This window comes from Variovorax sp. GW821-FHT09B05 (assembly GCF_059418265.1).
In genome coordinates this window covers 651,150-674,171 of sequence record NZ_JBWKPN010000002.1, presented here as the reverse complement: position 1 = coordinate 674,171, position 23,022 = coordinate 651,150, and the positions used below count along the sequence as shown (strand labels likewise).

General features: G+C 65.9%; 22 protein-coding genes and 2 pseudogenes. 12 read left to right on the top strand and 12 right to left on the bottom strand.

Annotation, left to right across the window (positions count from 1 at the left end):
• Positions 1-74: 74 nt before the first annotated feature.
• The 7 genes from AC07RM_RS08105 to AC07RM_RS08075 all read left to right on the top strand — a co-directional run bounded on the left by AC07RM_RS08105 (position 75) and on the right by AC07RM_RS08075 (position 9,263).
• Positions 75-1,556, top strand: coding sequence for a short-chain fatty acid transporter (locus AC07RM_RS08105; protein ID WP_495334124.1), 1,482 nt, complete (start codon positions 75-77; stop codon positions 1,554-1,556).
• Between the two features lie 17 nt (positions 1,557-1,573).
• Positions 1,574-5,032, top strand: a complete 3,459-nt coding sequence (locus AC07RM_RS08100; RefSeq protein ID WP_495334123.1) for a molybdopterin-dependent oxidoreductase — start codon at positions 1,574-1,576, stop codon at positions 5,030-5,032.
• 31 nt (positions 5,033-5,063) lie between these two features.
• The gene (gene lhpI / locus AC07RM_RS08095; protein WP_495334172.1) at positions 5,064-6,008 is read left to right on the top strand and encodes a bifunctional Delta(1)-pyrroline-2-carboxylate/Delta(1)-piperideine-2-carboxylate reductase; all 945 of its coding nucleotides are present in this window, start codon (positions 5,064-5,066) and stop codon (positions 6,006-6,008) included.
• Positions 6,009-6,205: 197 nt separating this feature from the next.
• Positions 6,206-6,796, top strand: a complete 591-nt coding sequence (locus tag AC07RM_RS08090; RefSeq protein ID WP_057591691.1) for a TetR/AcrR family transcriptional regulator — start codon at positions 6,206-6,208, stop codon at positions 6,794-6,796.
• Positions 6,797-6,831: 35 nt separating this feature from the next.
• Positions 6,832-7,869 (top strand): MBL fold metallo-hydrolase, encoded by a 1,038-nt coding sequence (locus AC07RM_RS08085; RefSeq protein ID WP_495334122.1) that lies wholly within the window; start codon positions 6,832-6,834, stop codon positions 7,867-7,869.
• Positions 7,870-7,923: 54 nt separating this feature from the next.
• A complete protein-coding gene (locus AC07RM_RS08080) occupies positions 7,924-8,226 on the top strand; it encodes an ArsR/SmtB family transcription factor (RefSeq protein ID WP_093341792.1) in 303 nt (100 codons plus the stop codon).
• A gap of 65 nt (positions 8,227-8,291) precedes the next feature.
• On the top strand, positions 8,292-9,263 hold the full coding sequence (locus AC07RM_RS08075) for a zinc-dependent alcohol dehydrogenase family protein (protein WP_495334121.1): 972 nt from the start codon (positions 8,292-8,294) through the stop codon (positions 9,261-9,263).
• Between the two features lie 413 nt (positions 9,264-9,676).
• Here the strand turns inward: AC07RM_RS08075 and AC07RM_RS08070 are convergent, their stop codons facing one another.
• On the bottom strand, positions 9,677-10,165 hold the full coding sequence (locus tag AC07RM_RS08070) for a hypothetical protein (RefSeq protein WP_495334120.1): 489 nt from the start codon (positions 10,163-10,165) through the stop codon (positions 9,677-9,679).
• 44 nt (positions 10,166-10,209) lie between these two features.
• Between AC07RM_RS08070 and AC07RM_RS08065 the strand changes: the two genes are divergently transcribed.
• The 3 genes and pseudogenes from AC07RM_RS08065 to AC07RM_RS08055 all read left to right on the top strand — a co-directional run bounded on the left by AC07RM_RS08065 (position 10,210) and on the right by AC07RM_RS08055 (position 12,618).
• A complete protein-coding gene (locus AC07RM_RS08065) occupies positions 10,210-10,767 on the top strand; it encodes a VirB8/TrbF family protein (RefSeq protein ID WP_495334171.1) in 558 nt (185 codons plus the stop codon).
• Positions 10,768-10,818: 51 nt separating this feature from the next.
• Positions 10,819-11,991 carry a Shedu immune nuclease family protein gene (locus AC07RM_RS08060; RefSeq protein ID WP_495334119.1) on the top strand — a complete coding sequence of 391 codons (1,173 nt, stop codon included), beginning with the start codon at positions 10,819-10,821 and terminating at the stop codon, positions 11,989-11,991.
• Between the two features lie 275 nt (positions 11,992-12,266).
• A pseudogene (locus AC07RM_RS08055) lies at positions 12,267-12,618 on the top strand (helix-turn-helix transcriptional regulator).
• 43 nt (positions 12,619-12,661) lie between these two features.
• Here AC07RM_RS08055 and AC07RM_RS08050 read toward each other — a convergent pair.
• Entirely contained in the window at positions 12,662-13,360 is a 699-nt protein-coding gene (locus AC07RM_RS08050) for a hypothetical protein (protein WP_495334118.1), read from the bottom strand.
• Positions 13,361-13,404: 44 nt separating this feature from the next.
• Positions 13,405-14,256 carry an abortive infection family protein gene (locus AC07RM_RS08045; protein ID WP_495334117.1) on the bottom strand — a complete coding sequence of 284 codons (852 nt, stop codon included), beginning with the start codon at positions 14,254-14,256 and terminating at the stop codon, positions 13,405-13,407.
• A gap of 152 nt (positions 14,257-14,408) precedes the next feature.
• Between AC07RM_RS08045 and AC07RM_RS08040 the strand changes: the two genes are divergently transcribed.
• Positions 14,409-14,981, top strand: a complete 573-nt coding sequence (locus AC07RM_RS08040) for a hypothetical protein (RefSeq protein WP_495334116.1) — start codon at positions 14,409-14,411, stop codon at positions 14,979-14,981.
• Between the two features lie 53 nt (positions 14,982-15,034).
• On the opposite strand, the pseudogene AC07RM_RS08035 reads toward AC07RM_RS08040, so the two are convergent.
• The 5 genes and pseudogenes from AC07RM_RS08035 to guaB all read right to left on the bottom strand — a co-directional run.
• Positions 15,035-15,402 (bottom strand): annotated as a pseudogene (locus AC07RM_RS08035) (integrase arm-type DNA-binding domain-containing protein); the annotation flags it as partial.
• A 300-nt stretch (positions 15,403-15,702) separates the two neighbouring features.
• Entirely contained in the window at positions 15,703-17,322 is a 1,620-nt protein-coding gene (gene guaA, locus AC07RM_RS08030) for a glutamine-hydrolyzing GMP synthase (RefSeq protein ID WP_203205974.1), read from the bottom strand.
• Between the two features lie 10 nt (positions 17,323-17,332).
• Complete coding sequence (locus AC07RM_RS08025) at positions 17,333-17,767, bottom strand: type II toxin-antitoxin system VapC family toxin (protein ID WP_057591696.1); 435 nt, start codon at positions 17,765-17,767, stop codon at positions 17,333-17,335.
• Positions 17,764-18,012 (bottom strand): type II toxin-antitoxin system Phd/YefM family antitoxin, encoded by a 249-nt coding sequence (locus AC07RM_RS08020; protein ID WP_495334115.1) that lies wholly within the window; start codon positions 18,010-18,012, stop codon positions 17,764-17,766. Before AC07RM_RS08020 ends, AC07RM_RS08025 begins: the two co-directional genes overlap by 4 nt.
• 90 nt (positions 18,013-18,102) lie before the next feature.
• The gene (gene guaB, locus AC07RM_RS08015) at positions 18,103-19,572 is read right to left on the bottom strand and encodes an IMP dehydrogenase (protein ID WP_093341788.1); all 1,470 of its coding nucleotides are present in this window, start codon (positions 19,570-19,572) and stop codon (positions 18,103-18,105) included.
• Between the two features lie 203 nt (positions 19,573-19,775).
• Here guaB and AC07RM_RS08010 point away from each other — a divergent pair, with 203 nt between their 5' ends.
• Positions 19,776-20,294: a DUF4124 domain-containing protein gene (locus AC07RM_RS08010; protein ID WP_395347480.1), complete on the top strand. Its 519-nt coding sequence runs from the start codon at positions 19,776-19,778 to the stop codon at positions 20,292-20,294.
• Positions 20,295-20,308: 14 nt separating this feature from the next.
• Here AC07RM_RS08010 and AC07RM_RS08005 read toward each other — a convergent pair whose 3' ends face one another.
• From AC07RM_RS08005 to AC07RM_RS07990, 4 genes are all read right to left on the bottom strand, one after another.
• Positions 20,309-20,644, bottom strand: a complete 336-nt coding sequence (locus tag AC07RM_RS08005) for an RnfH family protein (RefSeq protein WP_495334114.1) — start codon at positions 20,642-20,644, stop codon at positions 20,309-20,311.
• Positions 20,645-20,651: 7 nt separating this feature from the next.
• Positions 20,652-21,098, bottom strand: a complete 447-nt coding sequence (locus AC07RM_RS08000; protein WP_203205969.1) for a type II toxin-antitoxin system RatA family toxin — start codon at positions 21,096-21,098, stop codon at positions 20,652-20,654.
• 90 nt (positions 21,099-21,188) lie between these two features.
• Complete coding sequence (locus AC07RM_RS07995; protein ID WP_495334113.1) at positions 21,189-22,427, bottom strand: dienelactone hydrolase family protein; 1,239 nt, start codon at positions 22,425-22,427, stop codon at positions 21,189-21,191.
• Positions 22,428-22,477: 50 nt separating this feature from the next.
• Entirely contained in the window at positions 22,478-23,020 is a 543-nt protein-coding gene (locus AC07RM_RS07990) for a flavin reductase family protein (protein ID WP_057591703.1), read from the bottom strand.
• Positions 23,021-23,022 lie beyond the last annotated feature (2 nt).

Sequence of the window (23,022 nt, the reverse complement as noted above, 5' to 3'; positions counted from 1 at the left end):
GGCATTCGCCCATAGTCGCCCCGCACGACATCCCGGGCGCGAAAGACGCCCCAGGCCCAGCCACTGGAGACACCATGCCCTCGACATCAAGAACAGCCCCCGGGCAAGACGCCCTGCTCCCTTCCACCGCGCATCCCGGCCCCGCGGGTCCCGGCCTCCTGAGCCGACTGGGCCTGCGCTTCACCGCCTGGGCCGAGCGCTGGTTCCCCGATGCCTACGTGTTCGCGGCCATCGCGGCGGCGGTGGTCGCGGTCGCGGCGCTGCTCAATGGATCGAGCCCGCTGGTCGTCGCCAAGGCCTTCGGCGACGGCTTCTGGAGCCTGATCGTCTTCACGATGCAGATGGCGCTGGTCGCGATCGGCGGCTACGTGGTCGCAACCTCGCCGCCGGCCGCGCGCTTCATCGGCCGCCTGGCATCGGTGCCCGTGTCGGGGCGCCAGGCCATCGCCTACGTGGCGGCGATCAGCATGATCCTGTCGCTGTTCAACTGGGGCATCTCGCTGATCTTCAGCGCGCTCTACGTGCGCGCCCTGGCGCGCCGGACCGAACTGCGCATGGACTACCGCGCCGCCGGTGCGGCCGCCTATCTCGGGCTGGGCGCGACCTGGGCGCTCGGCCTGAGCTCCTCGGCGGCGCAACTGCAGGCGAACGCGGCCAGCCTGCCCAAGAGCATCCTCGACATCACCGGCGTCATCCCGTTCAGCCAGACCATCTTCCTGTGGCAATCGATGGTGATGGCGCTGGTGCTGATCACCGTCTCGGTCGCGATCGCGCTGTGGTCCGCGCCCACGGCCGAGAGCGCGGTCACGGCGCAGGAGCTGGGCATCGACCTGGCCGAGACCAAGCCGGCAACGGATGCGACCGCCGCGCGCCGCCCCGGCGAATGGCTCGAGCGCAGCCCGCTGCTCACGCTGCTCTTGTGCGCGCTCGGCTTCGGCTGGCTCGCGCAGGAGTTCATGGCCAAGAGCCCGCTGATCGCGATCGCGGGGCTCAACACCTACAACCTGCTGTTCCTGATGATCGGCATGCTGCTGCACTGGCGCCCGCGCAGCTTTCTCGACGCCGTGTCGCGCTCGGTGCCCTCGACCGCGGGCGTGATCATCCAGTTTCCGCTCTACGGCGCCATCGCCGCCATGCTGACCGCCGCCAAGGGCGACGGCGGCCACACGCTGTCGGACCGCATCGCGCACCTGTTCGTGAGCATCTCCAGCGTCGACAGCTTCGCGGTGGTGATGGGCGCGTACTCCGCCATCCTGGGCTTCTTCATTCCCTCGGGCGGCGGCAAGTGGATCATCGAGGCGCCCTACGTCATGCAGGCGGCCAACGAACTCAAGGTCCACCTCGGTTGGGCGGTGCAGGTCTACAACGCGGCCGAGGCGCTGCCCAACCTGATCAACCCGTTCTGGATGCTGCCGCTGCTGGGCGTGCTCTCGCTGAAGGCGCGCGACATCGTCGGCTTCACCTTCCTCCAGTTGCTCGTCCATGCGCCGCTGGTGCTCTTCATGCTGTGGTTCCTGGGTCGCACGCTGAGCTACGTGGCACCCGTGATGCCCTGAACGGACCGGGCACTCGAATGGACGCGGCCACGACGCAAACCAAGCCCGGCTACTGCACGCTCTGCCGCTCGCGCTGCGGCACGCTCAACGAGGTGCGCGGCGACATGCTGGTGTCGGTGCGGCCCGATACGTCGCACCCGACCGGCCAGGCGATGTGCATGAAGGGCAAGGCCGCGCCCGAACTCGTGCACAGCCCGCACCGCGTGCTGCATCCCATGCGCCGCACGCGGCCCAAGGGCGATCCGGATCCGGGCTGGGTGCGCATCGGCTGGGAAGAGGCGCTGGCCGAGACCGCCCGGCGCCTGGGGGCCATCAGGGCCGAGAGCGGCGCCGAATCGGTGGTGTTCGCGGTCACCACGCCGAGCGGCACGCCGCTGTCCGACAGCATCGACTGGATCGAGCGCTTCGTGCGCCTCTTCGGCAGCCCCAACATCTGCTACGCGACCGAGGTCTGCAATTGGCACAAGGACTTCGCCCATGCCTTCACCTTCGGCTGCGGCATGCCGCCGGCCGACTATGCGCAGGCCGAGCTGATCGTGCTGTGGGGCCACAACCCCACCAACACCTGGCTGGCGCAGGCCAATGCCATCGCGAAGGGCCGAGCGAAAGGCGCGCGGATGATCGTGGTCGATCCGCGTCCCACGGCGCTGGCGCGCCAGGCCGAGGTGTGGCTGCCGGTGCGGCCCGGCACCGACGCGGCGCTCGCGCTCGGGCTGATCCGCCTGCTGATCGAGGACGAGCGCTTCGACGAAGACTTCGTGCGCGACTGGACCAATGCGCCGCTGCTGGTGCGCGACGACGACGGGCATCTGCTGCGCGAGCGCGACCTGAGGCCCGATGCCGGGGGCGACCGCTTCATGGCTTGGAGCGACACGAAACAGGGGGCAGTGCCTTACGACACCGCTCGGGCCGCACGAGTTCAAGGCTCGACCCACTTCCGCCTGCGCGGTGCTGTCACGCTGACGGCGAAGAACGGCACGCGCATCGCCTGCCGCCCGGCCTTCGATCTGCTGGCGCAGGCCTGCGCCGCCTGGACGCCGCAGGAAGTGGAACGCATCACCGGCGTGCCCGAAGCCCCGCTGCGCGCCGCGGCCGAGCTGTTCGGCGGCGGGCATCGCACGGCCTATCACGCCTGGACCGGCATCGGCCAGCACACCAACGCGACCCAGTCGGAGCGCGCGGTCGCCACCCTGTACGCGCTGTGCGGCAGCTTCGATCGCATCGGCGGCAACCGCGTGCGCACGGGTCCGCGCGTCAACACGGTCAATGCGCTCTCGCTGCTGCCCGATGCACAGCGCGCGAAGGCACTCGGCCTGAAGGAACGGCCGATCGGACCGCCCGCCCACGGCTGGGTGACCGCGCGCGACACCTATCGCGCGATCGTCGAGGGCGAGCCGTACAAGGTGCGCGCGATGATGGCCTTCGGCACCAACCTGCCGGTCTCGCAGGCCGACACCGCGCTCGCGCAGCAGGCGCTGGCGCAGCTCGAGTTCCATGTGCACTGCGATCTGTTCGAGACGCCGGCCGCGCGCCATGCCGACATCCTGCTGCCGATCGACACGCCCTGGGAGCGCGAGGGCCTGCGCATCGGCTTCGAGATCGACGACCGCGCGGCCGGCTGGGTGCAACTGCGCCAGCGCATGGTGGCGCCGCGCGGGGAATCGCGTTCCGACAACGAGGTGCTGTTCGATCTCGCGCAACGTCTCGGCATGGGCGACGCATTCTTCGGCGGCAGCCTGGAGGCCGGGTGGAACCACATCCTCGAGCCGCTGGGCCTCACGGTGGCGCAGCTGCGCGAGCGGCCCGAAGGCATGGCCTGCGACATCGACGCGGGCGAGCGGAAGTACGCGCGCGAAACGCCCACCGGCGTGCGAGGCTTCGACACGCCCACGCGCCGCGTCGAGCTCTATTCCGAAACCCTGCTGCGCCACGGCCAGCCGCCCGTGGCGAGCTTCGTCGAGCCCGCCGACACGCCGCGCGATGCTCGGGCGACCGCGCAGGGCCGCTTCCCCTACGTGCTGAGCTCGGCCAAGAACGGTCTCTACTGCCACAGCCAGCATCGCAGCCTGCCCTCGCTGCGCAGGCGCGCGCCCGAGCCGGTGGCCGAGCTGAGCCCCGCGCTCGCGCAGGCCAAGCACATCGTCGACGGCGACTGGCTGCGCATCCGCACGCGCGTGGGCGAGGCCCGCTTCGTCGCGCGCATCACGCCCGACCTGGCCGACGATCTCGTCGTGGCCGAGTTCGGCTGGTGGCAGGGTTGCAGCGAGCTGGACCGCGAGGGCCTGCCGGTCGATGGTGCGCTGAGCAGCAATTTCAATGCGCTGATCTCGGCCAACCATTGCGATCCGGTCAGCGGCTCAGTGCCGCACCGCTCCTTTCTCTGCAACATCGAACGCGATCCCGCCACGGCGTTGCAACAGCGCGCATGGACGGGCACGCGCCGCTTTCGCATCGACGAACTGCGGCCCGAGGCCGAAGGCGTTCTGAGCATCCATTTCGAGCCGTTGGACGGTGGCGCCCTGCCCGACTACCGGCCCGGCCAGCATGTCGAACTGAAGCTCGATCTCGGCGATGGCACGCCAGTCTCGCGTGCCTACTCGCTCACCGGTGCGGCCGAGCAAGGTGATCGGCGCGGCTACAGCATCGCGGTGCGGCACCAGCGCGGCCGCGCGCCCGACGGCACGCCGTACCAGGGGCGCATGTCGGGCCACCTGCATCGCGAGCTGAAGTTCGGCGACACGGTCGAGCTGCGGGCACCGTCCGGCGGCTTCGTGATTCCCCGGCGCTCGCCCCAGCCGCTGGTGCTGTTCGCGGGCGGCATCGGCATCACGCCGTTCATCAGCCTGCTCGAGTCGCTGCCCGATGGCGCCGAAGGCCCCGCGATCCGGCTCTACTACGCCAACCAGAACAGCGCGACGCATGCCTTCCGCGAACGCATCGCGCAGCACCGCGCACGCCTGCCCCGACTGCAGGTGATCGACCACTACAACGCGCCGTTGCCCGAGGACCGCCTCGGCATCGACTACCAGTCGGACCGATACATCGATGCCGGCGTGGTGGACGACGCGCTGATCGCACAGCGGGCGCGCTTCTACCTGTGCGGGCCGCCCGCGATGATGGACAGCGTCATCGCGGGACTGGTGGCGCGCGGCGTTCCGCGCTTCGACATCTTCAGCGAGGTGTTCCGTTCGCCCGCCGCGCCGCCAACGGATGGTCCGCAGCAGTTCAACGTCCGCTTCGCGCGCTCGGGCCACGGGCCGGCCACCTGGACGCCCAGGCAAGGCAGCTTGCTGAGCTTCGGCGAATCGCTGGGCCTGCCACTGCCCAGCGGCTGCCGCGTGGGGCAATGCGAAAGCTGCGCCGTGCGCGTGATCGCCGGCAAGGTGGCGCACCTGCATGGCCGCGAACCCGAAGACCCGGCCGTGTGCCTGACATGCCAGGCCGTGCCGCTCGAAGACCTCGTGCTCGATGCATGAGCCCCGCCCTCCGTTTCCATCCCACCGCCCCATGAGAACCATCGATACCGAAACCACCCGCCGCGCCCTGCGCTTCGAGCGCCTGATCCCCGCGCTGCGCGACATGTTCGTCGCCGGCTGCGAAGTGCCGTTGCGGCATGTGCATGCGCTTCCCGGCCAGGCCGCGCAACCGGGCGGAACCGTGCTGATCATGCCGGCGTGGCAGGAGGGGCGCTACCTGGGCATCAAGACGGTGAACATCTTCCCGGGCAATGCCGAACGCGGCCTGCCCGGTCTGTTCTCGACCTACACGCTCTACGACGCAAGCACGGGAGAGCCGCTGGCGCAAATCGATGGCAACGAGATCACCTCGCGCCGCACTGCCGCCGCATCGGCCCTCGCCGCCTCCTACCTCGCGCCCGTGGAGGCGCGCAGCCTGCTCGTCGTCGGTTGCGGCCGTGTCGGTGGCCTCGTTCCCGAGGCCTTTCGCACCGTGCGGCCGATCGAGCGCATCGCGGTCTGGGATCGCAACGAAGTGGCGGCGAAGGAACTCGCCGCGCGCCTCCACGCGCAAGATATCGATGCGTTCGTCGCCACCGACCTCGCCCAGGCCGCGAGCGAGGCCGACATCGTGAGCTGTGCCACGCTCGCGACGCAGCCGGTGATCGAGGGCGCCTGGCTGCGGCCGCGCAGCCACCTCGACCTGATCGGCAGCTTCACGCCGCAGATGCGCGAGGCCGACGATGCCGCGTTCGTCGGCGCGAAGCTCTTCATCGACACGCGGGAGGCGCTGCAGAAAAGCGGCGAGCTGCTCGGGCCGATGTCGCGCGGCGTGTTCGCGGCGGCGGACGTGGCGGGAGAGCTGGCCGACCTGGCCGCGGGCCGGGTGCAGGGACGAACCGGGACCGATGGACGGACCGTCTTCAAGGCCGTGGGCACGGCGCTCGAGGACCTCGCGGCGGCGATCCTCGTCTACGAGAGCGTTGAAACCGCGTGAGGAGCGGGGTCTCGACTTCCATACCAAATTGACAAAGTAGATCAATATTGTAAAGTTCGATGCCTGTCCCCGCGGATCGGCACCGAGCTTCGTGGTGCGTCGATCGGCGGGGCCCTGAACACCCACCCTCACCGTCGAATTCGCCCCATGCCTTCGCTGTCCCCGATCTCCTTCGGCCTTGCCGGAGTTCCCCGCTGATGGCCCCCACCCCCGACCGGCGCGTCGCGATCATGGAGGCCGCGATCGGCGTCTTCCTGCGCTACGGCTACCGCAAGACCTCGATGGACGACCTCGCGCGCGCCGCCGGCATCTCGCGCCAGGGCCTCTACCTGCACTTCAGCGCGAAGGACGAGCTCTTCAAGCAGGCCGTCACCTGGTTCGCGGAACGCGGTCTCGCGGCCATGCGGGCCGCGCTGGCGCGCGAGGAGCTGCCGATCGAGGAGCGGCTGGTCGGCGCCTTCGCGGCGCTGCATGCGCAGAACGACGGTTCGCAGATGTCGCTCGAGCACATGAACGAGATCGTCGCGACCGCGCGCGAGCTGGTCGGCCCGGTGCTCGAGGAGTTCGACCAGGCCGTGCCCAAGGAACTGGCACGCGCCATCCAGTCCAGCGGCGACGCCGTGCCCTGGCGCGGCGCCGGCCTCACGGCCAAGGCGCTCGCGCAGCACCTGTATGCCGCCTCGCACGGCCTCAAGCACTACGCCCGCACGCCGGCCGAGTACCAGGCCGGCATCCGCACCGCCGTGCGCCTCGTCTGCGGCCGTCCCGGCCCGGCGGCCGGCGCCTGAGCCCCTTTCACCTGTTCACGAACGGAGTCCTCGCCATGTCCACCTTCTCCCTGTGCGCCTGCGGCTCGCGCCCCACGGCCCATCCCCAGTCGCCGCAGCAGCGCGGCGGCGTCTATCGCAACGTCGTGCCGCGCGCGCCGATGGGTTTCCTGAAGACCGTGGCGATCGGCTGGCGGGTCCTGACCGGCAAGACCGACACCACCGTGCCGAGCACCCCGATCCCGGTGCGGCCGCTGACGACCGCGGCCCTGCTGGCGGCGCCAGGCAGCAGCCTCTACCGCCTCGGCCATTCGACCCTGCTGCTCAAGCTCGACGGCGAGTTCTGGCTCACCGACCCCGTGTTCTCCGAGCGCGCCTCGCCAGTGCAATGGGCCGGCCCCAAGCGCTTCCATGCGCCGCCGATCGACATCGACGACCTGCCCCCGATCAAGGGCGTGATCCTCTCGCACGACCACTTCGACCACCTGGACCGCGCAGCCATCGCGCGGCTCGCGCCCAAGGTCGAGGTGTTCGTCACCCCGCTCGGCGTGGGCGACCGCCTGATCGGCTGGGGCGTCGACCCGGCGCGGGTGCGGCAGCTCGACTGGTGGGACGAAACCACCGTCGGCGGCATCCGCCTCGCGGCCGTGCCCGCGCAACATTTCTCGGGCCGCACCCTGCTCGACGAGGACCGCACTCTCTGGGCCTCGTGGGTGATCCTGGCCGGCGACCTGCGGCTCTTCTTCAGCGGCGACACCGGCTACCACGCCGACTTCAAGACCATCGGCGATCGCTACGGTCCCTTCGACGTGACCATGCTCGAGACCGGCGCCTACGACAAGCAATGGGCCGACGTCCACATGCAGCCCGAGCAGACGCTGCAGGCCCACCTGGACCTGCGCGGGCATTGGCTGCTGCCGGTGCACAACGGCACCTTCGACCTGGCGATGCATGCGTGGAACGAGCCGTTCGAGCGCATCCAGGCGCTGGCGCGGGTGCGCGATGTGAAGCTGGCCACGCCGGTGATGGGAGAACGGGTGGCGCTGGAGGCGCCGCGCACGGGGCGTGCGTGGTGGGTGGCCCCTGAGACTTGAAGGGTCATACGTCATCGGCATTGAGATATCGGTAAATTCCGATACGATCGGCGCATGGAACTGCTCGAAGTCTTCAAGGCCCTCTCGAACCGGACGCGCCTCGACATCCTGAAGGGCTTGAAGGACCCCGCGAAGAACTTCCCGCCGCAGGACGAAGGCGACGTCCTGACAGTGGGGGTCTGCGTCAGCAGCATCCAGGAAGGCGTCGGGCTGTCGCAGTCGACGGTGTCGGACTACCTGGCGACCCTGCAGCGGGCCGGTCTCGTCGAAGTCCGTCGCATCGGCCAGTGGACCTACTACAAGCGCAACGAGGCAACCATCAGCGCCCTGGCCGAGATCATCGGCAAGGAGCTTTGACCTTTTTTTACCCTGAAACATCGGAAATTCCCGATATCCCTTTTTATAGAAATGAAGGACATGCCATGAAAGCCCTGAGACTCACATCGTTCGGCGGCCCCGAATCGTTCGAACTGTGCGACCTGCCCCGCCCTGTGCCCCAGGCGGGACAGGTCCTGGTCCGGGTCCATGCGACCTCGATCAATCCGCTCGATTACCAGGTCCGGCGGGGCGACTATCCCGACCTGGTGCCACTGCCGGCTATCACCGGCCACGACGTATCGGGCGTTGTGGAAGAAGTCGGGCCTGGCGTGACGGCCTTCTCTCGCGGAGACGAGGTCTGGTACACGCCGCAAATCTTCGACGGGCCGGGCAGCTATGCCGAGTACCACGTCGCCGCCCAAGGCATCGTCGGCAAGAAGCCCTCCTCGCTGAGCCATCTCGAGGCGGCGAGCCTGACCCTGGTGGGCGGCACGGCGTGGGAAGCACTGGTCGTGCGCGCGGCGCTCAGGGTGGGCGAAAGCATCCTGGTGCACGGCGGCGCCGGAGGCGTCGGCCATGTGGCGATCCAGCTCGCAAGGGCCATAGGCGCCAGGGTGTTCACGACCGTGCGCGAAGCCAACTTCGAGTTCGCACGCAGCCTGGGCGCCGACGTGCTCATCGACTACGAGAAGGAGGACTACGTCGACGCCGTCCTGCGCGAAACGGGTGGCCGCGGCGTCGATGTCGTGTTCGACACCATCGGCGGCGACACCCTGTCGCGCAGCCCCGACGCGCTGGCCCAGCTCGGCCGCGTCGTCAGCATCGTGGACATCGCCCGGCCGCAGAACCTCGTCCAGGCCTGGGGCAAGAACGCGAGCTACCACTTCGTCTTCACGCGACAGAACCGCGGCAAGCTCGATGAGTTGAGCGCCTTGATCGAGCGCGGGCAGCTACGGCCGCACGTGGGTGCCGTCTATTCGCTGGCAGACATTCCGCTTGCCCATGCGCGGCTGGAAAGTCCCAACAACGGGGTGCGGGGAAAGATCGCGATCGAGGTCGGGCCGTCGGCCTCTTGAGGGCCGATGGGGGTTTTCTTCGCGGAAGACAGTCCGCGAAGGCCCCGATCTCACTCCCACTCCATCATCAACAAGACGCCCAAACCCGCGTGGTTAAAGGGAGATCGACATTGGGGCCTTACCGTCGCTTTTACCGTCAGAAGCGCACATCTTTTGCTGGCGCGGGAGATGGAGCGATTTATGGGGCGGCAACTCTAGCGACACCATCATCAATCAACTCATAGGGTACAGAAAACGCAATGCCTCTGCCCGATCGGCACCGCCTCGTTGGTTCACCTACGCTGGATTCGACAGCTTCCCGATTGCTGTAGGCGCAAGAACTGTGCTGCTAGTTCTGCGAGGGCTGCAAGAAGCGTAGCACCTCGGCAACACTGAAGGTGTCGCCGAGGTCGTCGAGCGCCTTCTCGATCAGTTCACCTTGCCCCCGCAATTGCCCACTGCACGCCCAAGTGATCCTTCGGTAGCACCTCCGCGATCCGCTGAGCCGTCGGCCCGTTCCGCTCACTCAAGACCCAGATCGCCAGCAGCAAGAGTACTCTGCGCTTGGGATGAGTTGCCAGTTCCGCCGCAATTCCTAGGATCTGGTCCTCGTCTCCTTGGGCCGCAATGAGCATTAGCAGTCTCGATGCCACTCCCTCGATACGCATTCGGACAAGATTGGGCGTGATCATGCCAACGATTTCGGCCGCGACCGATTCATGGCTACCAAGCAATGCTGCAACTGCCGCCAGCCTGACGGCTCGACGCCCAGGGTTCACGGCCAAGTCGAACAGCCGACGTTGAAAGCTCTCGCCTGCGAAGGGCACGAGCAGTTCGAATATTCCCCACCGGACGTCCGAATCCCGCGTGTCCAGGGCGATACGGTAAAGCTCTTCAGCTGCTGCGCCCTCAACGTAGCCCAAGCTGGCTATAGCAGCAATCGCTCTCTGCGCTATGGGATAGTCGTCTGCTTCACCATAGTAGGAAGCGCGCGAAGACCACTCATCTGAAGAACTGGCGCTGGATGGCCTTCGGCTGCCTCGCGCTCGCGCTGCTGATGGCCGGCGGCCTGGCATGGCGCTCGGCGCAGTCCATCGTCACGCCCTGTGTGATCGAGGTCGATCAGGCTGGGCAGGTATTGCAGTACCGCCACCGCTGGAATGTCTTCGACGGCAGGGTCGGGTTGCTCACCGGGGATCTGCGCAAGCTTGGCCTATTCCCTGCATTGACGGCTTCGGCCATGGCCGCATCGACACTACTGAAGAACGACAGCAACATGTATCTGTGGATGCCGTTGATCCTGGCCGCGTGTTTCCACCTCGTGGCCTTCCCTGCCCATGGTCGGCGTGAGCGGCCTCAGCAGGGCGTCGATCTGCTCGACTACGCCATCCGCCACACCGATGTCCAAACCGAATCAAGCCAGGAGCCCCGCTGGGAAGCAGGAAACCCACGGATCAAAGCAGCCCGCGCTCCACGAGCGACAGCCCGGCCGCGACCAGGCAACCAAGCGCCAGCACGTTCTTGAGCGCCCGAGTCGCCCATGTCTCTAAACTACAGACGCAGCAAGGAGGCAAGAATGGACGACGAGACGGAGATACATCGGAAAAAAATTCCCGGTAAGACCTACATCAGCCCTGCGGTAGCGACGGCCGATGGCGCGCTCCGCATTGCCTCCAAGGTCATCGACTCAGAGGGCCTGCACTACGCCAAGGTCAAGCAGGAAGTGGTGCTACGCCACACACAGAAAGGCCGAACGGAGATCATCGCGAAGTTCCTGGAGAGCGACAGAAGCCTGCGCGTTGTGACGCTGCAGGCCTTCAACGGCTCCACGGGCGTTCCGCACAACACTCACTTCTCCTTCATCGGCAATGAGATCCCCACATTGCTGCGCTTCTTCCAAGATATCGCGGCAGTGGAATTCAATGGCCCGCAGAAAGTCAACATCACGGACGCCGAGCTTCGCCGGCTGGTACTTTCTAAAGAGCAAGCTGCGAACCTCGTGCATGACAACCAAGAGGTATTTGCCGAAGTCGTTCAGGCGGAGCTGACAAAAGAGGATGTAGTCACACTAGGCTACCGCAAGAAGCAGTTGACCATCTTCCAGCGGTTGCTGGAGGATGCTGGATACTTCGACCAGGTGAAGCAGGCCAAGCACGCACACGGCGATGAAGCGTTGTGGCAGATGTTCTTCGAGAAGAACCAATGGGTGTTCGGCTACGGCCTGAGCTATTTTTTCGTCACCGGCTTCGACGACCGCAAGCTGGAACAGGTGGTGCAGGGGCACGATCTGTTGAGCCATGGCAAGCGTGCCGATGGCTTGATGAAGACCCGCGGCATTATCAACGCTCTTTGCTTTGTGGAGATCAAGAAGCACAACACACCACTGCTGGATGCATCGGCCTATCGTTCTGGCTGCTGGGCCCCCTCTTCCGAACTGGCCGGTGCTGTGGCTCAAGTTCAAGGTACTGTCGCGGCTGCAATGCAAAGGCTGTACGGGTTGATCCAGCCCAACGACAGGGACGGCAATCCGACCGGGGAATACGTCTTCAACTTCAGGCCACGCGCCTTCATCGTCGCGGGCTCCCTGAGCGAATTCGTCTCGGAGCACGGCGTGAACACCGACAAGATGCGCTCCTTCGAGCTGTATCGCAACAGCATCGCAGGCATCGACATCATGACCTTCGACGAACTCTACGAGCGCAGCAAGTTCATCGTTGAGGCCGCGGCCATGCCAACCTCATCGAGCTAGAGCAGCCTAGGCCATCACAAGACCAAATGACCGCCACCAGACGGCCCCGCGCGGTTTGGAGGTGTTCTGTTGGAAGCGCAATCTCCAGGCCCGTCGGGACACTGGCGGTCTGGATTCCGCAAAGACTCACTGCGCAGCGAATATCGCCATCAAGGCAAATATGCGCATTGGAATCCGATCGGTCACGCCCTACTCCGGGCTGCGCCCCAGCAGGTTGTACCAATCATTCGCGATAGCCACCATGAGCGACAACGCATCCGCCTACGGTCACCGCCATGTCGACACCCTTGCCGCAATCCGCGGACAGACATTTACTCCTCCCTGCCCCAGGCACGAGGGGCTATGACGAAGTACCCCAGTTCCTCACGAAGCCACCCTTGCCGTTTCGCAGAACCATCCGCCGTCACGAACTGCACCAGATCGTCCCCTGGCTGAAACAACGATCTACGAGATGGAGCAGCGCGGCGAATTCCGCGACGCTTCAGACTCACCGCCCGCTGTGTCGTCTGTGACCTAAAAGAGGTCGAGCGCTGGATCGAGGCAAAAAAGGAAGCTTCGCGGTCAGCAAAGACCAGCGCACACCCTGGCCCTGACGTCAGGCTCCGCCAATATCGCCCCGTAAGATGACCACCTTCCCTCCAGGACCTCGTCTGGCATGCCGTCCAACGTGTCAGCCCCTTTGCCGTGAATTCATGGATCCGAGATTCAGACACATCTGGGGTTCAAGGGCATGTACCTCGATGATGAGATGACGGCAGATCGCATTGAGTGAGTCCAAAGTCCGGTCCGCCATCTGCCCAAACACGAAGATGTTTGTCATGAGCATCCCCTTCAGCGCGGCTCCGCCCGAAGATGCCACGGGATACCGAAATGAGTACGAGCCAGGGTCAACGCGATCCAGATCAGACACGAACTGCAGCTCTTCCTCGTCAATGACTCGCAGAGCAAGAGGAAGCCTGTCTCTCATGGCAGTAAGAACGGGCTGTGCCATGCTCAGCAGCGTCATGAGCGAATGCTCTCTCCACAGCCTTGGCAATACCCACCGAAGCTCCTGGTCGTCGACACTGAGCCTGGCCAAGCGGTATACCATCGCCTTCAGGTAGAGCTCGATCGCGTGGCGAAAGAGAAAGATGACGGGACAAGCACCGTAGTCAATATCACCAATGCCCCTGCGCTCGTAATCGGCGATCAAACAATGTGCTGCGTTCCGGTAACTCACCGCATAGGAAATCACATCGCTCGGCGCGTGCTTGCTCCAGTTCAGCAAGGCATTTCCGTACGTCCCGCGAGGTGCGGAGTAGAACTCTTCAATCGTCATGCTGTCGAGCAGGGGTAAGACGGGTTGTGGCGAGAGCAACGATGCAGTCATCTGGCGTGTGCCCCGCTTGATGCATCACAACTTGCGCAGATTTTTCACGGCAGCCGAATGCGGCGTTCGCGCCTGGCGAGCTTCGACAACAAGTAGGCAGACACCGTGCCCATGACCTCGATGGCGGCCTTCGCTTCCTCATCAGCGAGTGTCGGCAGCCACGGTCGGCCATGGCCAGTGCCCTGCTTGTTGCGAACCCGATTGACACCCAAGGCCGAAAGGAAGAGCCCTCGCTCCATCGATTTAACCGCCGGCTCGCCAGGCTGCTCGGGCATTTCGGGGACGGCGAGGTCGAGTGCTACGAAAGCCATGCCGAGCAGTGCCTGGAAGTTGGCGCCGCTGGGATATCTTCCTTGCAGCGTATCGAGGACATGAGCGGCCGTGGCCTCCATCAAGTCTTTTCCGGTGCCCGTGATCAGGGCAGCATCCTCGGCGCCCTTTTGTGCTCGTCGGGCGTAGGCGGCGAGAGCATCAGTTAGCGCGATGCCGTGCAAAGAGGAGAGCACCTTGGGAGAAAGCGTGCCGTCGTCGGTCAAAACAAAACCTTCTGCATCGAAGGCTGCCTTTGCGTTTTCAATCGCTTCGCGACCCACATAGTTGGTGGACGCCTCTCGGAATCCGCCGCATGCGCGCACCTTCGCGAGCAAGCCTGAAGCGAACCGACTTGCTGCGACCGGGCTTGAGTCCATAACCGCGTAAAGGACAGCTCGAACGCGCTTCGCCTTTCCAATTAGCTGTCCCTGCTGCTTGGGATCATGCTCTGCAAGGCTCGCCTGATTGACGTGAAATTCGATGTCGGCGTGCGAAGGCTCTCGATAGACGCCATTGTTGTTCGAGTCGTCTACGAGCTGCATGAGTGCGTGGGCGATCGTGTCGGTCACCGGGATGTGAGACATTATTCTTTCCTTTTTTTGGAGCGTTCAGCCTGGGTCATCCGTTCACTCTCACGTTTGAACAGAATGCATAGTCCAATATTGCCCGATGGTGCTGACTTGTCGAAACCACAACAAGAGAAATTGAAATAGTGCACCAAGATCACACGCCCCCGATGACCGACGACGTTCTGACCGCAACGCTTGAGAAGCACAAGGCTGTCGTTGTTCACTTTTCGCGTCACGCGAACATGCGCGCAGGTGGAGTATTTCCTGATGACCTGCAAGAGGCCATCAACCACAAGGACAAATGGCCTCTGTCATGTTCTGTGCTGTGGCCCGGACACACCATGCAGCCCTGCGGCAGCGTTGGCGTAATGTTCAGGCCAACTGCTGCCTCCGTTCTATCCGTTTCTAACACCGACGCGGGCTCCTTCTCAGCGCCAGACGGTACCGATCATTCCGGAGGGAAGCCGCTAAACATGGACACCCTTGAGGAAACTTTTCAAGTCGCAGGCCCCTACAACGAGTGGCGCGTCCGCGGCGCAGAAGTGATCGGCATCTTTGTCCACAATATCAACTATGTGGAAGCGAAGAAGGTTCTACAGATCCCAGGTCTGCCTGATGGAGAGATATTGAATGAGATCGGCATGACGCGCATTGAGCTTGCGGAGGTGTTCGCCGCATTCGAGCCCTTGCAGGTCTTCACGATGACGCCCTCAGGATTGGCTCGAGTAGTCCCAGCTTAGCCTCGCGCGCGACCGCTCCTGGGATCCGACGATAAATGCTGTAGCGAGCGCTGCATGCTCTTGCGCATCGCCTTGGTGCCGTCGGCCATCCGAGCGCAGGCCAGCCACCTCTCGGTCACGTCGCCAAAGGTCTTGGCAGCGGTCAGACGGCGCTTCTCGCGCTGCTTCTCCAACGCGGGGGACTTGCCTTGGGCGACGGCCTTCTTGGCGTCGATCAGCTTTTCGCGGGCCATCGCCAGCGAAATACCCGCCGGCCCGTGGCGGCCAATGGACAGGGTCTCACCGCGACCGTTGAGACGGTAATCGTAGCGGAAGGTGACGGTACCGGTGGCGATACCGTCACGTACATCCCATCCCAGTCAGAAGCCTTATAAGTCAATGACTTAGGCTTCAAATTGCGCAGTGCAGTGTCGGTAAGCATCGAGGTTTTCCTCCTGTTGGTGACGGCTTTTACCGTCAGGGGTCAGGAGACCTGCTGATGCCTGGAAAGCCGCATGAAATCAGCTTTCCAGAGAAGACTTTTACCGTCAAAGACCGGTTTGGTCTCAATAGTGAACGGGAAGGTCTTAATCCGGCCTCCGGTTCTTACCGCCACTTTTACCGCCAACCTGTTTCGTTGGCCGGCGATAGCCACCGATAGCTGCCGTGACGTATTTCCTTTTAAATCAACACGTTACGGCAGTTTTTCGATACTAGGCGATAGTCCCCGAAGGACCTGATTTCACTCCCACTCAATCGTCGCCGGCGGCTTGCTCGACACGTCATAGGTCACGCGGTTGATGCCGCGCACCTCATTGATGATCCGCCCCGACACTTTCTTGAGCAGCGCATACGGCAGCTCGGCCCAGTCGGCGGTCATGAAGTCGCTGGTCTGCACGGCGCGCAGGGCGACGACGTAGTCGTAGGTGCGGCCGTCGCCCATCACGCCGACGCTCTTCACGGGCAGGAACACGGTGAAGGCCTGGCTCGTGAGGTCGTACCAGGTCTTGCCGGTCTCGGCGTCGGTGAAGTTGCGCAGCTCCTCGATGAAGATGGCGTCGGCGCGGCGCAGCAGGTCGGCGTATTCCTTCTTCACCTCGCCGAGGATGCGCACGCCCAGGCCCGGGCCCGGGAACGGATGGCGGTAGACCATTTCGGGTGGCAGGCCGAGCGCGACGCCGAGTTCGCGCACCTCGTCCTTGAACAGGTCGCGCAGCGGCTCGAGCAGCTTCAGGCCCAACTGCTCGGGCAGGCCGCCGACGTTGTGGTGGCTCTTGATGGTGACGGCCTTCTTGCTCTTGGCGCCGCCGCTCTCGATGACGTCGGGGTAGATGGTGCCCTGCGCGAGGAAGGTGGCGCCCTTGTGGCCGCCGTCGCCGGCCTTGAGCTTGGCGGCTTCCTGCTTGAACACGGTGACGAACTCGCCGCCGATGATCTTGCGCTTGGCTTCGGGGTCGCTCACGCCGGCGAGCTTGCCGAGGAACAGCTCGCTGGCATCGACGCGGATGACCTTGGCGTGCAGCTTGCCCTCGAACATCTCCATGACCATGTCGCCCTCGTTCAGGCGCAGCAGGCCGTGGTCGACGAAGACGCAGGTGAGCTGGTCGCCGATGGCGCGGTGGATCAGCGCGGCGGCCACGCTCGAATCGACGCCGCCCGAGAGGCCGAGGATGACCTCTTCGTCGCCCACCTGTTCGCGGATCTTCTGCACGGCCTCGGCGATGTGGTCGCGCATGACCCAGTCGGGCCTGGCTTCGCAGATGCCGAGCACGAAGCGCTCGAGGATGGCCTTGCCCTGCACGGTGTGGGTGACTTCGGGATGGAACTGCACGGCGTAGTAGCGGCGCGCCTCGTCGGCCATGCCGGCGATGGGGCAGCTGTCGGTGCTGGCCATGAGCTTGAAGCCCGGCGGCAGCTCGGTGACCTTGTCGCCGTGGCTCATCCACACGTTGAGCATGCCGTGGCCTTCGGGCGTGGCGAAGTCGGCGATCTCCTTGAGCAGCGCGGTGTGGCCATGGGCGCGCACGGCGGCGAAGCCGAACTCGCGCTTGTGGCCGCCCTCGACCTTGCCGCCGAGCTGGTGCGCCATGGTCTGCATGCCATAGCAGATGCCGAGCACGGGAATGCCGAGGTCGAACACGGCCTGCGGGCACTTGTCGGTGGTCTCCTCGTACACGCTGGCATGGCTTCCCGAGAGGATCACGCCCTTGAGATGGCCGTCGGCCGCGTACTCGCGCACCCATTCGTCGCTGACGTCGCAGGGATGCACTTCGCTGAGCACGTGCGCCTCGCGCACGCGGCGCGCGATGAGCTGGGTGACCTGCGAGCCGAAATCGAGGATGAGGATCTTGTCGTGTTGCATGGGCGGGGACTCAGAGCGTTGAAATGTCGAACAGCCGGACGCCCGCTTGCGGCGCGGCCTGGATGAGTTGCTCGTCGAAGGTGGCGAGCGGAAGACCGAGCGAGCGCGCGAGCCAGAGATAGCCCGCGGCATAGAGCGACACGCCGGCATCGATGGCGACGGCGAGCACGGCCTTGTGCTGGGCCGGCGCGAGCTCGTGCAGCTCGACGCGATGGCGGATGGCATCGAGCACGCTCCACAGGCCCTCGACGGCCGAGGACGGAATGCGGCCGCTGCGTACGCCATTGGCGATGACGTTGGCGCACTCCCACTGCCAGGCATTGGGCGCCTGCGGCTCGACCTCGTCGCGGCGGATGGCGGCGTAGAGCCTGCGCGTGTGTTCGTTGGCGTGGTCGGGCAGCAGCCAGGCGGCGGTGACCGAGGCGTCCATCACGAAGGCGGTCATGGCTGGCGGCCCTGGTTCAGCAGAGCGCTGGCCGAGGTGCCCGGACGAATGGCGGCATGCAGCGCGTCGATCTGGCCCAGTTCGCGCGCGATCTGCTCGTCGGTGATGACCGGCTTGCGCCGCACCGGCAGCATGCGCACCACCTCCTTGCCGTGGCGGGTGATGCGCACCTCCTCGCCCTTCTCGACCGAGTCGATCAGGGCCGAGAAGTTGTTCTTGGCTTCAGCGATGCCGATGGATTGCATTGGGGCCAGAAAATTTGAATCTGGCCCGAATTCTAAACCTGATCTGGCCCGACTCTCAAGGTCTGGCCAGAATCAGGTTCGGACACCGCGTTACTCGGCGCGGTAGTTCGGCGCTTCCTTCGTGATCTGCACGTCGTGGACGTGGCTCTCACGGATGCCGGCGGTGGTGATCTCGACGAACTCGGCCTTGTTCTTCATCTCTTCGATGGTGCCGCAGCCGCAGTAGCCCATGCTGGCGCGAACGCCGCCGGCCATCTGGTAGATGATCGAGACGATCGAGCCCTTGTAGGGCACGCGGCCCTCGATGCCCTCGGGCACGAGCTTGTCGGTGTTGGGGTTGCCGGTGGTCGATTCCTGGAAGTACCGGTCGGCACTGCCCTGCTGCATCGCGCCGATGGAGCCCATGCCGCGGTAGCTCTTGTAGCTGCGGCCCTGGTACAGCACGATCTCGCCGGGCGCCTCTTCGGTGCCGGCGAACATGCTGCCCATCATCACGGTGCTGGCGCCGGCCGCGATGGCCTTGGCGATGTCGCCCGAGTAGCGCACGCCGCCGTCGGAGATCAGCGGCACGCCGCTGCCGTGCAGCGCGGTGGCGACGCTGTCGACCGCCATGATCTGCGGCACGCCCACGCCGGCCACGATGCGGGTGGTGCAGATGGAGCCCGGGCCGATGCCGACCTTGACCGCGTCGGCACCGGCCTCGGCCAGCGCGCGCGCGGCGTCGCCGGTGGCGATGTTGCCGCCGATCACGTCGATCTGCGGATAGTTCTGCTTGACCCAGCGCACGCGCTCGATCACGCCCTTGCTGTGGCCGTGCGCGGTGTCGACCACGATGGCATCGACGCCGGCCTTGACCAGTGCCTCGACGCGCTCCTCGGTGCCCTCGCCCACGCCGACCGCCGCGCCCACGCGCAGGCGGCCCGAGGCATCGCGCGCGGCGTTGGGGAAGGTGGTCTGCTTGGTGATGTCCTTGACGGTGATCAGGCCCTTGAGCTCCCAGTCGCTGTTGATCACGAGCAGGCGTTCGAGCTTGTGCTTGTTGAGCAGCGCCTTGGCCTCGGCCAGCGTGGTGCCGTCGGGCACGGTGATCAGCCGGTCGCGCTGCGTCATGATCTCGCTGACGGGCACGTCGTAGCGGTTCTCGAAGCGCAGGTCGCGCCCGGTCACGATGCCGACCACCCGGCCGGCGTCGACCACCGGGAAGCCCGAGATGCCGAGCTGGTCCGACAGCGCCATCACCTGCCGCACCGAGTGCGTGGGCGTGATCACCACCGGATCGCGCAGCACGCCCGATTCGTAGCGCTTGACCTTGGCCACTTCGGCGGCCTGCTGCTGCGCGGTGAGGTTCTTGTGCACGATCCCGATGCCGCCTTCCTGCGCGATGGCGATCGCGAGGCGGGCTTCGGTCACGGTGTCCATCGCCGCCGAGACGAGCGGGATGTTCAGCGTGATGTTTCGGGAGAATTTGGTGGCGAGGGAGGTGTCCTTGGGCAGGACCTGGGAGAACGCTGGCACCAGCAACACATCGTCGAAGGTGAGCGCTTTGCCGAGAAGGCGCATGGGTGAGGCTCCAAAAGACGGATTGTAACGAGGCCGCGGGGTATGCTGGCGGGCTCACCGCGGCTCGGCCCCGCGCGGTGCGGGCCTATCGCCCGCCCCGTCGCCTCCCGCGTCGCCATTTGCCCACTGCCCGCTCTTCGGACCGCGGCGAAAACCAATCACTGCCTGTTGCAAAACGTAAGGCATCGCTAGACTTGCGCCCCATGAAGTTCCTGCTCAGCCTCCTGCTCGGATCGATCTGCCTGCTGCCCCTGGCCGCGGACGCCCAATGGCAATGGATCGACAAGAACGGCAAGAAGGTCTTCAGCGACCAGCCGCCGCCGACCGACATTCCCGAGAAGAACATCGTGCGTCGCGCCGGCCCGCCGGCGCGCACCGGCTCGGGCGTGGCGGCGCCCGAGGGCACGGCCACCACCGACAAGGGCGCCGAAGCGCCGGCGGCGCCAGCCGCGCCCAAGGCGCCGACGGTCGACAAGGACCTCGAGGAAAAGACCAAGAAGGCCGAGGCCGACGAGAAGGCCAAGCAGGCGGCAGAAGCCGCGAAGCTCGCCAAGGCCAAGGCCGAGAACTGCAGCCGCGCCCGCGAAAGCAAGGCCACCATGGACAGCGGCATGCGCATCGCGCGCGTCAACGCCAAGGGCGAGCGCGAGATCCTCGACGACAACCAGCGCGTGGCCGAGCAGCGCCGGCTGCAGTCGGTGATCGACAGCGACTGCAAGTAAACCCGCCAAGGGGTTCAGTACCCCGCCTTGCCGCCCTGGCGCCGGTTCGCGAACAGCCCGGTGCCGCGCGCGCCCTGCCGCTGGAAGCGCTCGCGCCGCGCCACCTTCGGATCGACCTCGAGCGCGCGGCACAGCTCGACGCGGTCGCCGTCTTCGAGTGCATCGTCCCAATCGGCGGTCCGGCCCCAGATGCCGGGCGTCATCGTCTGGCGCCAGTCGAGCGCGGGAAAGCGCTGGGCCAGGGTGCTGGCGCGGATCGCGTCGCTCACGGTGGCGCCGACGGCCAGGCGCAGCGGCTCCTCGAACACCTCGCGCGGTGCCGGCGAGCAGCTCAGGGTCACCTCGATCATGGGTGCTTCAGGCTGCGCCGTAGACCTGCTCGGCGCGCTTGACGAAGGCCTCGACCAGGCTCGAGGCGATGGTGTCGAACACCGGGCCCACGAGGGCCTGCAGCGCGAAGTTGCTGAAGCCGTAGCTCAGGTGCAGCTCGACGCGGCAGGCGCGTTCGCCGCCCTCGCCCACCGGCACGAATTTCCAGTGGCCGTCGAGGTTGGAGAACGGCCCGTCGACCAGCTTGAGCTGCACCTCGCGGCCGGGCACGTGGGTGTTGCGGGTGGTGAAGCTCTGGTGCAGGCCCGCGAAGGCCAGGCCGACCTCGGCGGTCATGCCGGCCTCGTCCTGCTCGATGACGCGCGCCTTGTCGCACCAGGGCAGGAACTGGGGGTACTTCGCCACATCGGTGACCAGCGCGTACATCTCTTCGGCGCTGTACCAGATGAGAACGGACTTGTTGACTGTTTTCATTGAATCGGATCGAGAGACCGATTCATTGTAGGGAGCCTCCGTGGCTCCCTCCTCTCGCGGGACGGGAGCCCGCTCTCTAGTCCAGCCCTCTCAGCCCGAACGCGACCAGGCCGCCATCAGCGTATTCGAGGGCTGCGTCTCGTCGAGCAGCTTGCGTGCGGTTTCGACGCCGGCCACCGGCAGGCCCTTCGGATCGAGCAGCCCCACCTGCACCAGCACGCTGGCCTGGTCCCAGTAGATGTGCTCGTGGTAGAGCTTGTCGCCGCGGAACTTCACGATCGCCACCAGCGGGATCTCCACCGGCCTGCCCGTGGGCGCCACGCCGGGCAGCAGCCAGTCGATCTCGCAGGTATGGGTGAAGCTGAACAGGATCTCGTCGACGATCTGCGTCGCGCCCACGGTGCGCGAGATCGGCACCAGCCGCGTGTCGGGCGGATTGCTGTTCACGAAATGGTGCTGGTAGAAGCGGCTCAGCATCGCGTGTCCCACGCCGCCGGTCATGGTCGGGATGTGGTTCACGTAGGGCTCGGCCACCATGGTGGCCATGGTGTCGGCCACGTTGCGGGTGGCGAACTCGTACTCGCAGTGCTTGTCCCACAGCGCCGAGAAGTCGTAGTGCGGCCCCATCTCGCGCCGGAAAACGGCCACGCTGCGCTCGTGCGCCATCAGCGCCGAAGGCTTGTGGTAGTGGTCCCCGCCCAGCCGTGCGAAGGCATGGTCGACGCCCGGGTAGACGTAGAGCTCGCAGCCCGGCCGCGCGACCAGCGTCTCGACGATGTGCGAGCGCGCCTCGGGCGGGCAGAAGCCGTCGAGCTCGGGGATATGCAGCACCAGCCGGCCCTGGATGCGGTCGGCCTCCTCGAGCCGCTGCTCGATGCCCACGCCGTAGTAGCCCACGCAGACGTCGGCATCGGTGCGGCAGGCCGCGAGGTAGGCGAGCTTGCCGCCCATGCAGAAACCCAGCACGCCGGCCTTGCCCTGCTGCTCGGGCAGCGAGCGCAGCAGCGCCAGCGAAGCGGCCACGTCCTCGGTGCCCTTGTCCTCGTCGAAGCCTTTGTAGAGCGCGAAGGCCTTCTGCCAGTCGTCGGGCGCATAGCCGAGTTCGACCTCGGGCTGCTGGCGCCAGAACAGGTCGGGCGCGAGCACCACGTAGCCTTCCTCCGCGTAGTAGTCGGCCACCTGCCGCATGGTGGCGTTGACGCCGAAGATCTCCTGCGCCAGCACGATGCCGGGGCCCTTGCCCGAGGCCGGGGTGGCGAGGTAGGCGCGGAAGCTGCCGCTGCCGTCGATGGCCGGCACCTGCAGCCAGCGGCCCTTCTGAGCTGTCATGTCTTTCTCCTTGTTCCGAATCTCTGGATCGTGGGTGGTACGGCCGGCGCTCAGGCCGGCACGCACTCGTCGCGCAGGGTGGTGAACTGGCCGCAGGCATAGAGCAGCGGCAGCCCCTGCGCATCGGTGATGCGCGCGGCCTTGACCTCGCCGATCAGCATCGCGTGGCTGTGCGCCACCATCATCTCGTCGACCACGCAATCGAACACCGCGAGGGCGCCGCGCAGCACGGGCGCGCCGGTCACCAGCGTCTCCCAGTGCGCGGGATCGAAGCGCTCGCCGGCCTCGCCCTGGCGCGAGAAGGCCAGCGCCAGCGCCGACTGGTCGAGCGCGAGCAGGTTGACCGCCATGCGGCGGCTCTGCGCGATGGTGCGGAAGCTGCTGCCCTGCAGGTTGACGCAGGCCAGGATGCGCGCGGGCTCGGCCGAGAACGAGGTCACGGCCGTGGCCGTGAGGCCCACGGGCGTCTGCCCGTCGGTGCTCGTGACCACGGTCACGGCGCCGACCAGGCAGCGCATGGCGCGCCGGAAGTCGCCCGCGCCCACGTTGGGCTCGCAGCGCAGCGACTCGATGGCCCGGAACTCGCCGCGCATGG

Bases quoted from the DNA above. Each gene is read 5' to 3' on its own strand.
- AC07RM_RS07990 (WP_057591703.1), bottom strand. From the start codon at position 23,020: ATGCGCGGCGAGTTCCGGGCCATCGAGTCGCTGCGCTGCGAGCCCAAC.
- AC07RM_RS08045 (WP_495334117.1), bottom strand. From the start codon at position 14,256: ATGTCTCACATCCCGGTGACCGACACGATCGCCCACGCACTCATGCAG.
- AC07RM_RS08010 (WP_395347480.1), top strand. From the start codon at position 19,776: ATGAAGTTCCTGCTCAGCCTCCTGCTCGGATCGATCTGCCTGCTGCCC.
- guaA (WP_203205974.1), bottom strand. From the start codon at position 17,322: ATGCAACACGACAAGATCCTCATCCTCGATTTCGGCTCGCAGGTCACC.
- AC07RM_RS08000 (WP_203205969.1), bottom strand. From the start codon at position 21,098: ATGAAAACAGTCAACAAGTCCGTTCTCATCTGGTACAGCGCCGAAGAG.
- AC07RM_RS08085 (WP_495334122.1), top strand. From the start codon at position 6,832: ATGTCCACCTTCTCCCTGTGCGCCTGCGGCTCGCGCCCCACGGCCCAT.
- AC07RM_RS08040 (WP_495334116.1), top strand. From the start codon at position 14,409: ATGACCGACGACGTTCTGACCGCAACGCTTGAGAAGCACAAGGCTGTC.
- AC07RM_RS08100 (WP_495334123.1), top strand. From the start codon at position 1,574: ATGGACGCGGCCACGACGCAAACCAAGCCCGGCTACTGCACGCTCTGC.
- AC07RM_RS08080 (WP_093341792.1), top strand. From the start codon at position 7,924: ATGGAACTGCTCGAAGTCTTCAAGGCCCTCTCGAACCGGACGCGCCTC.
- AC07RM_RS08060 (WP_495334119.1), top strand. From the start codon at position 10,819: ATGGACGACGAGACGGAGATACATCGGAAAAAAATTCCCGGTAAGACC.
- AC07RM_RS08005 (WP_495334114.1), bottom strand. From the start codon at position 20,644: ATGATCGAGGTGACCCTGAGCTGCTCGCCGGCACCGCGCGAGGTGTTC.
- lhpI (WP_495334172.1), top strand. From the start codon at position 5,064: ATGAGAACCATCGATACCGAAACCACCCGCCGCGCCCTGCGCTTCGAG.
- AC07RM_RS08105 (WP_495334124.1), top strand. From the start codon at position 75: ATGCCCTCGACATCAAGAACAGCCCCCGGGCAAGACGCCCTGCTCCCT.
- AC07RM_RS07995 (WP_495334113.1), bottom strand. From the start codon at position 22,427: ATGACAGCTCAGAAGGGCCGCTGGCTGCAGGTGCCGGCCATCGACGGC.
- AC07RM_RS08025 (WP_057591696.1), bottom strand. From the start codon at position 17,767: ATGACCGCCTTCGTGATGGACGCCTCGGTCACCGCCGCCTGGCTGCTG.
- AC07RM_RS08090 (WP_057591691.1), top strand. From the start codon at position 6,206: ATGGCCCCCACCCCCGACCGGCGCGTCGCGATCATGGAGGCCGCGATC.
- AC07RM_RS08075 (WP_495334121.1), top strand. From the start codon at position 8,292: ATGAAAGCCCTGAGACTCACATCGTTCGGCGGCCCCGAATCGTTCGAA.
- guaB (WP_093341788.1), bottom strand. From the start codon at position 19,572: ATGCGCCTTCTCGGCAAAGCGCTCACCTTCGACGATGTGTTGCTGGTG.
- AC07RM_RS08020 (WP_495334115.1), bottom strand. From the start codon at position 18,012: ATGCAATCCATCGGCATCGCTGAAGCCAAGAACAACTTCTCGGCCCTG.
- AC07RM_RS08050 (WP_495334118.1), bottom strand. From the start codon at position 13,360: ATGACTGCATCGTTGCTCTCGCCACAACCCGTCTTACCCCTGCTCGAC.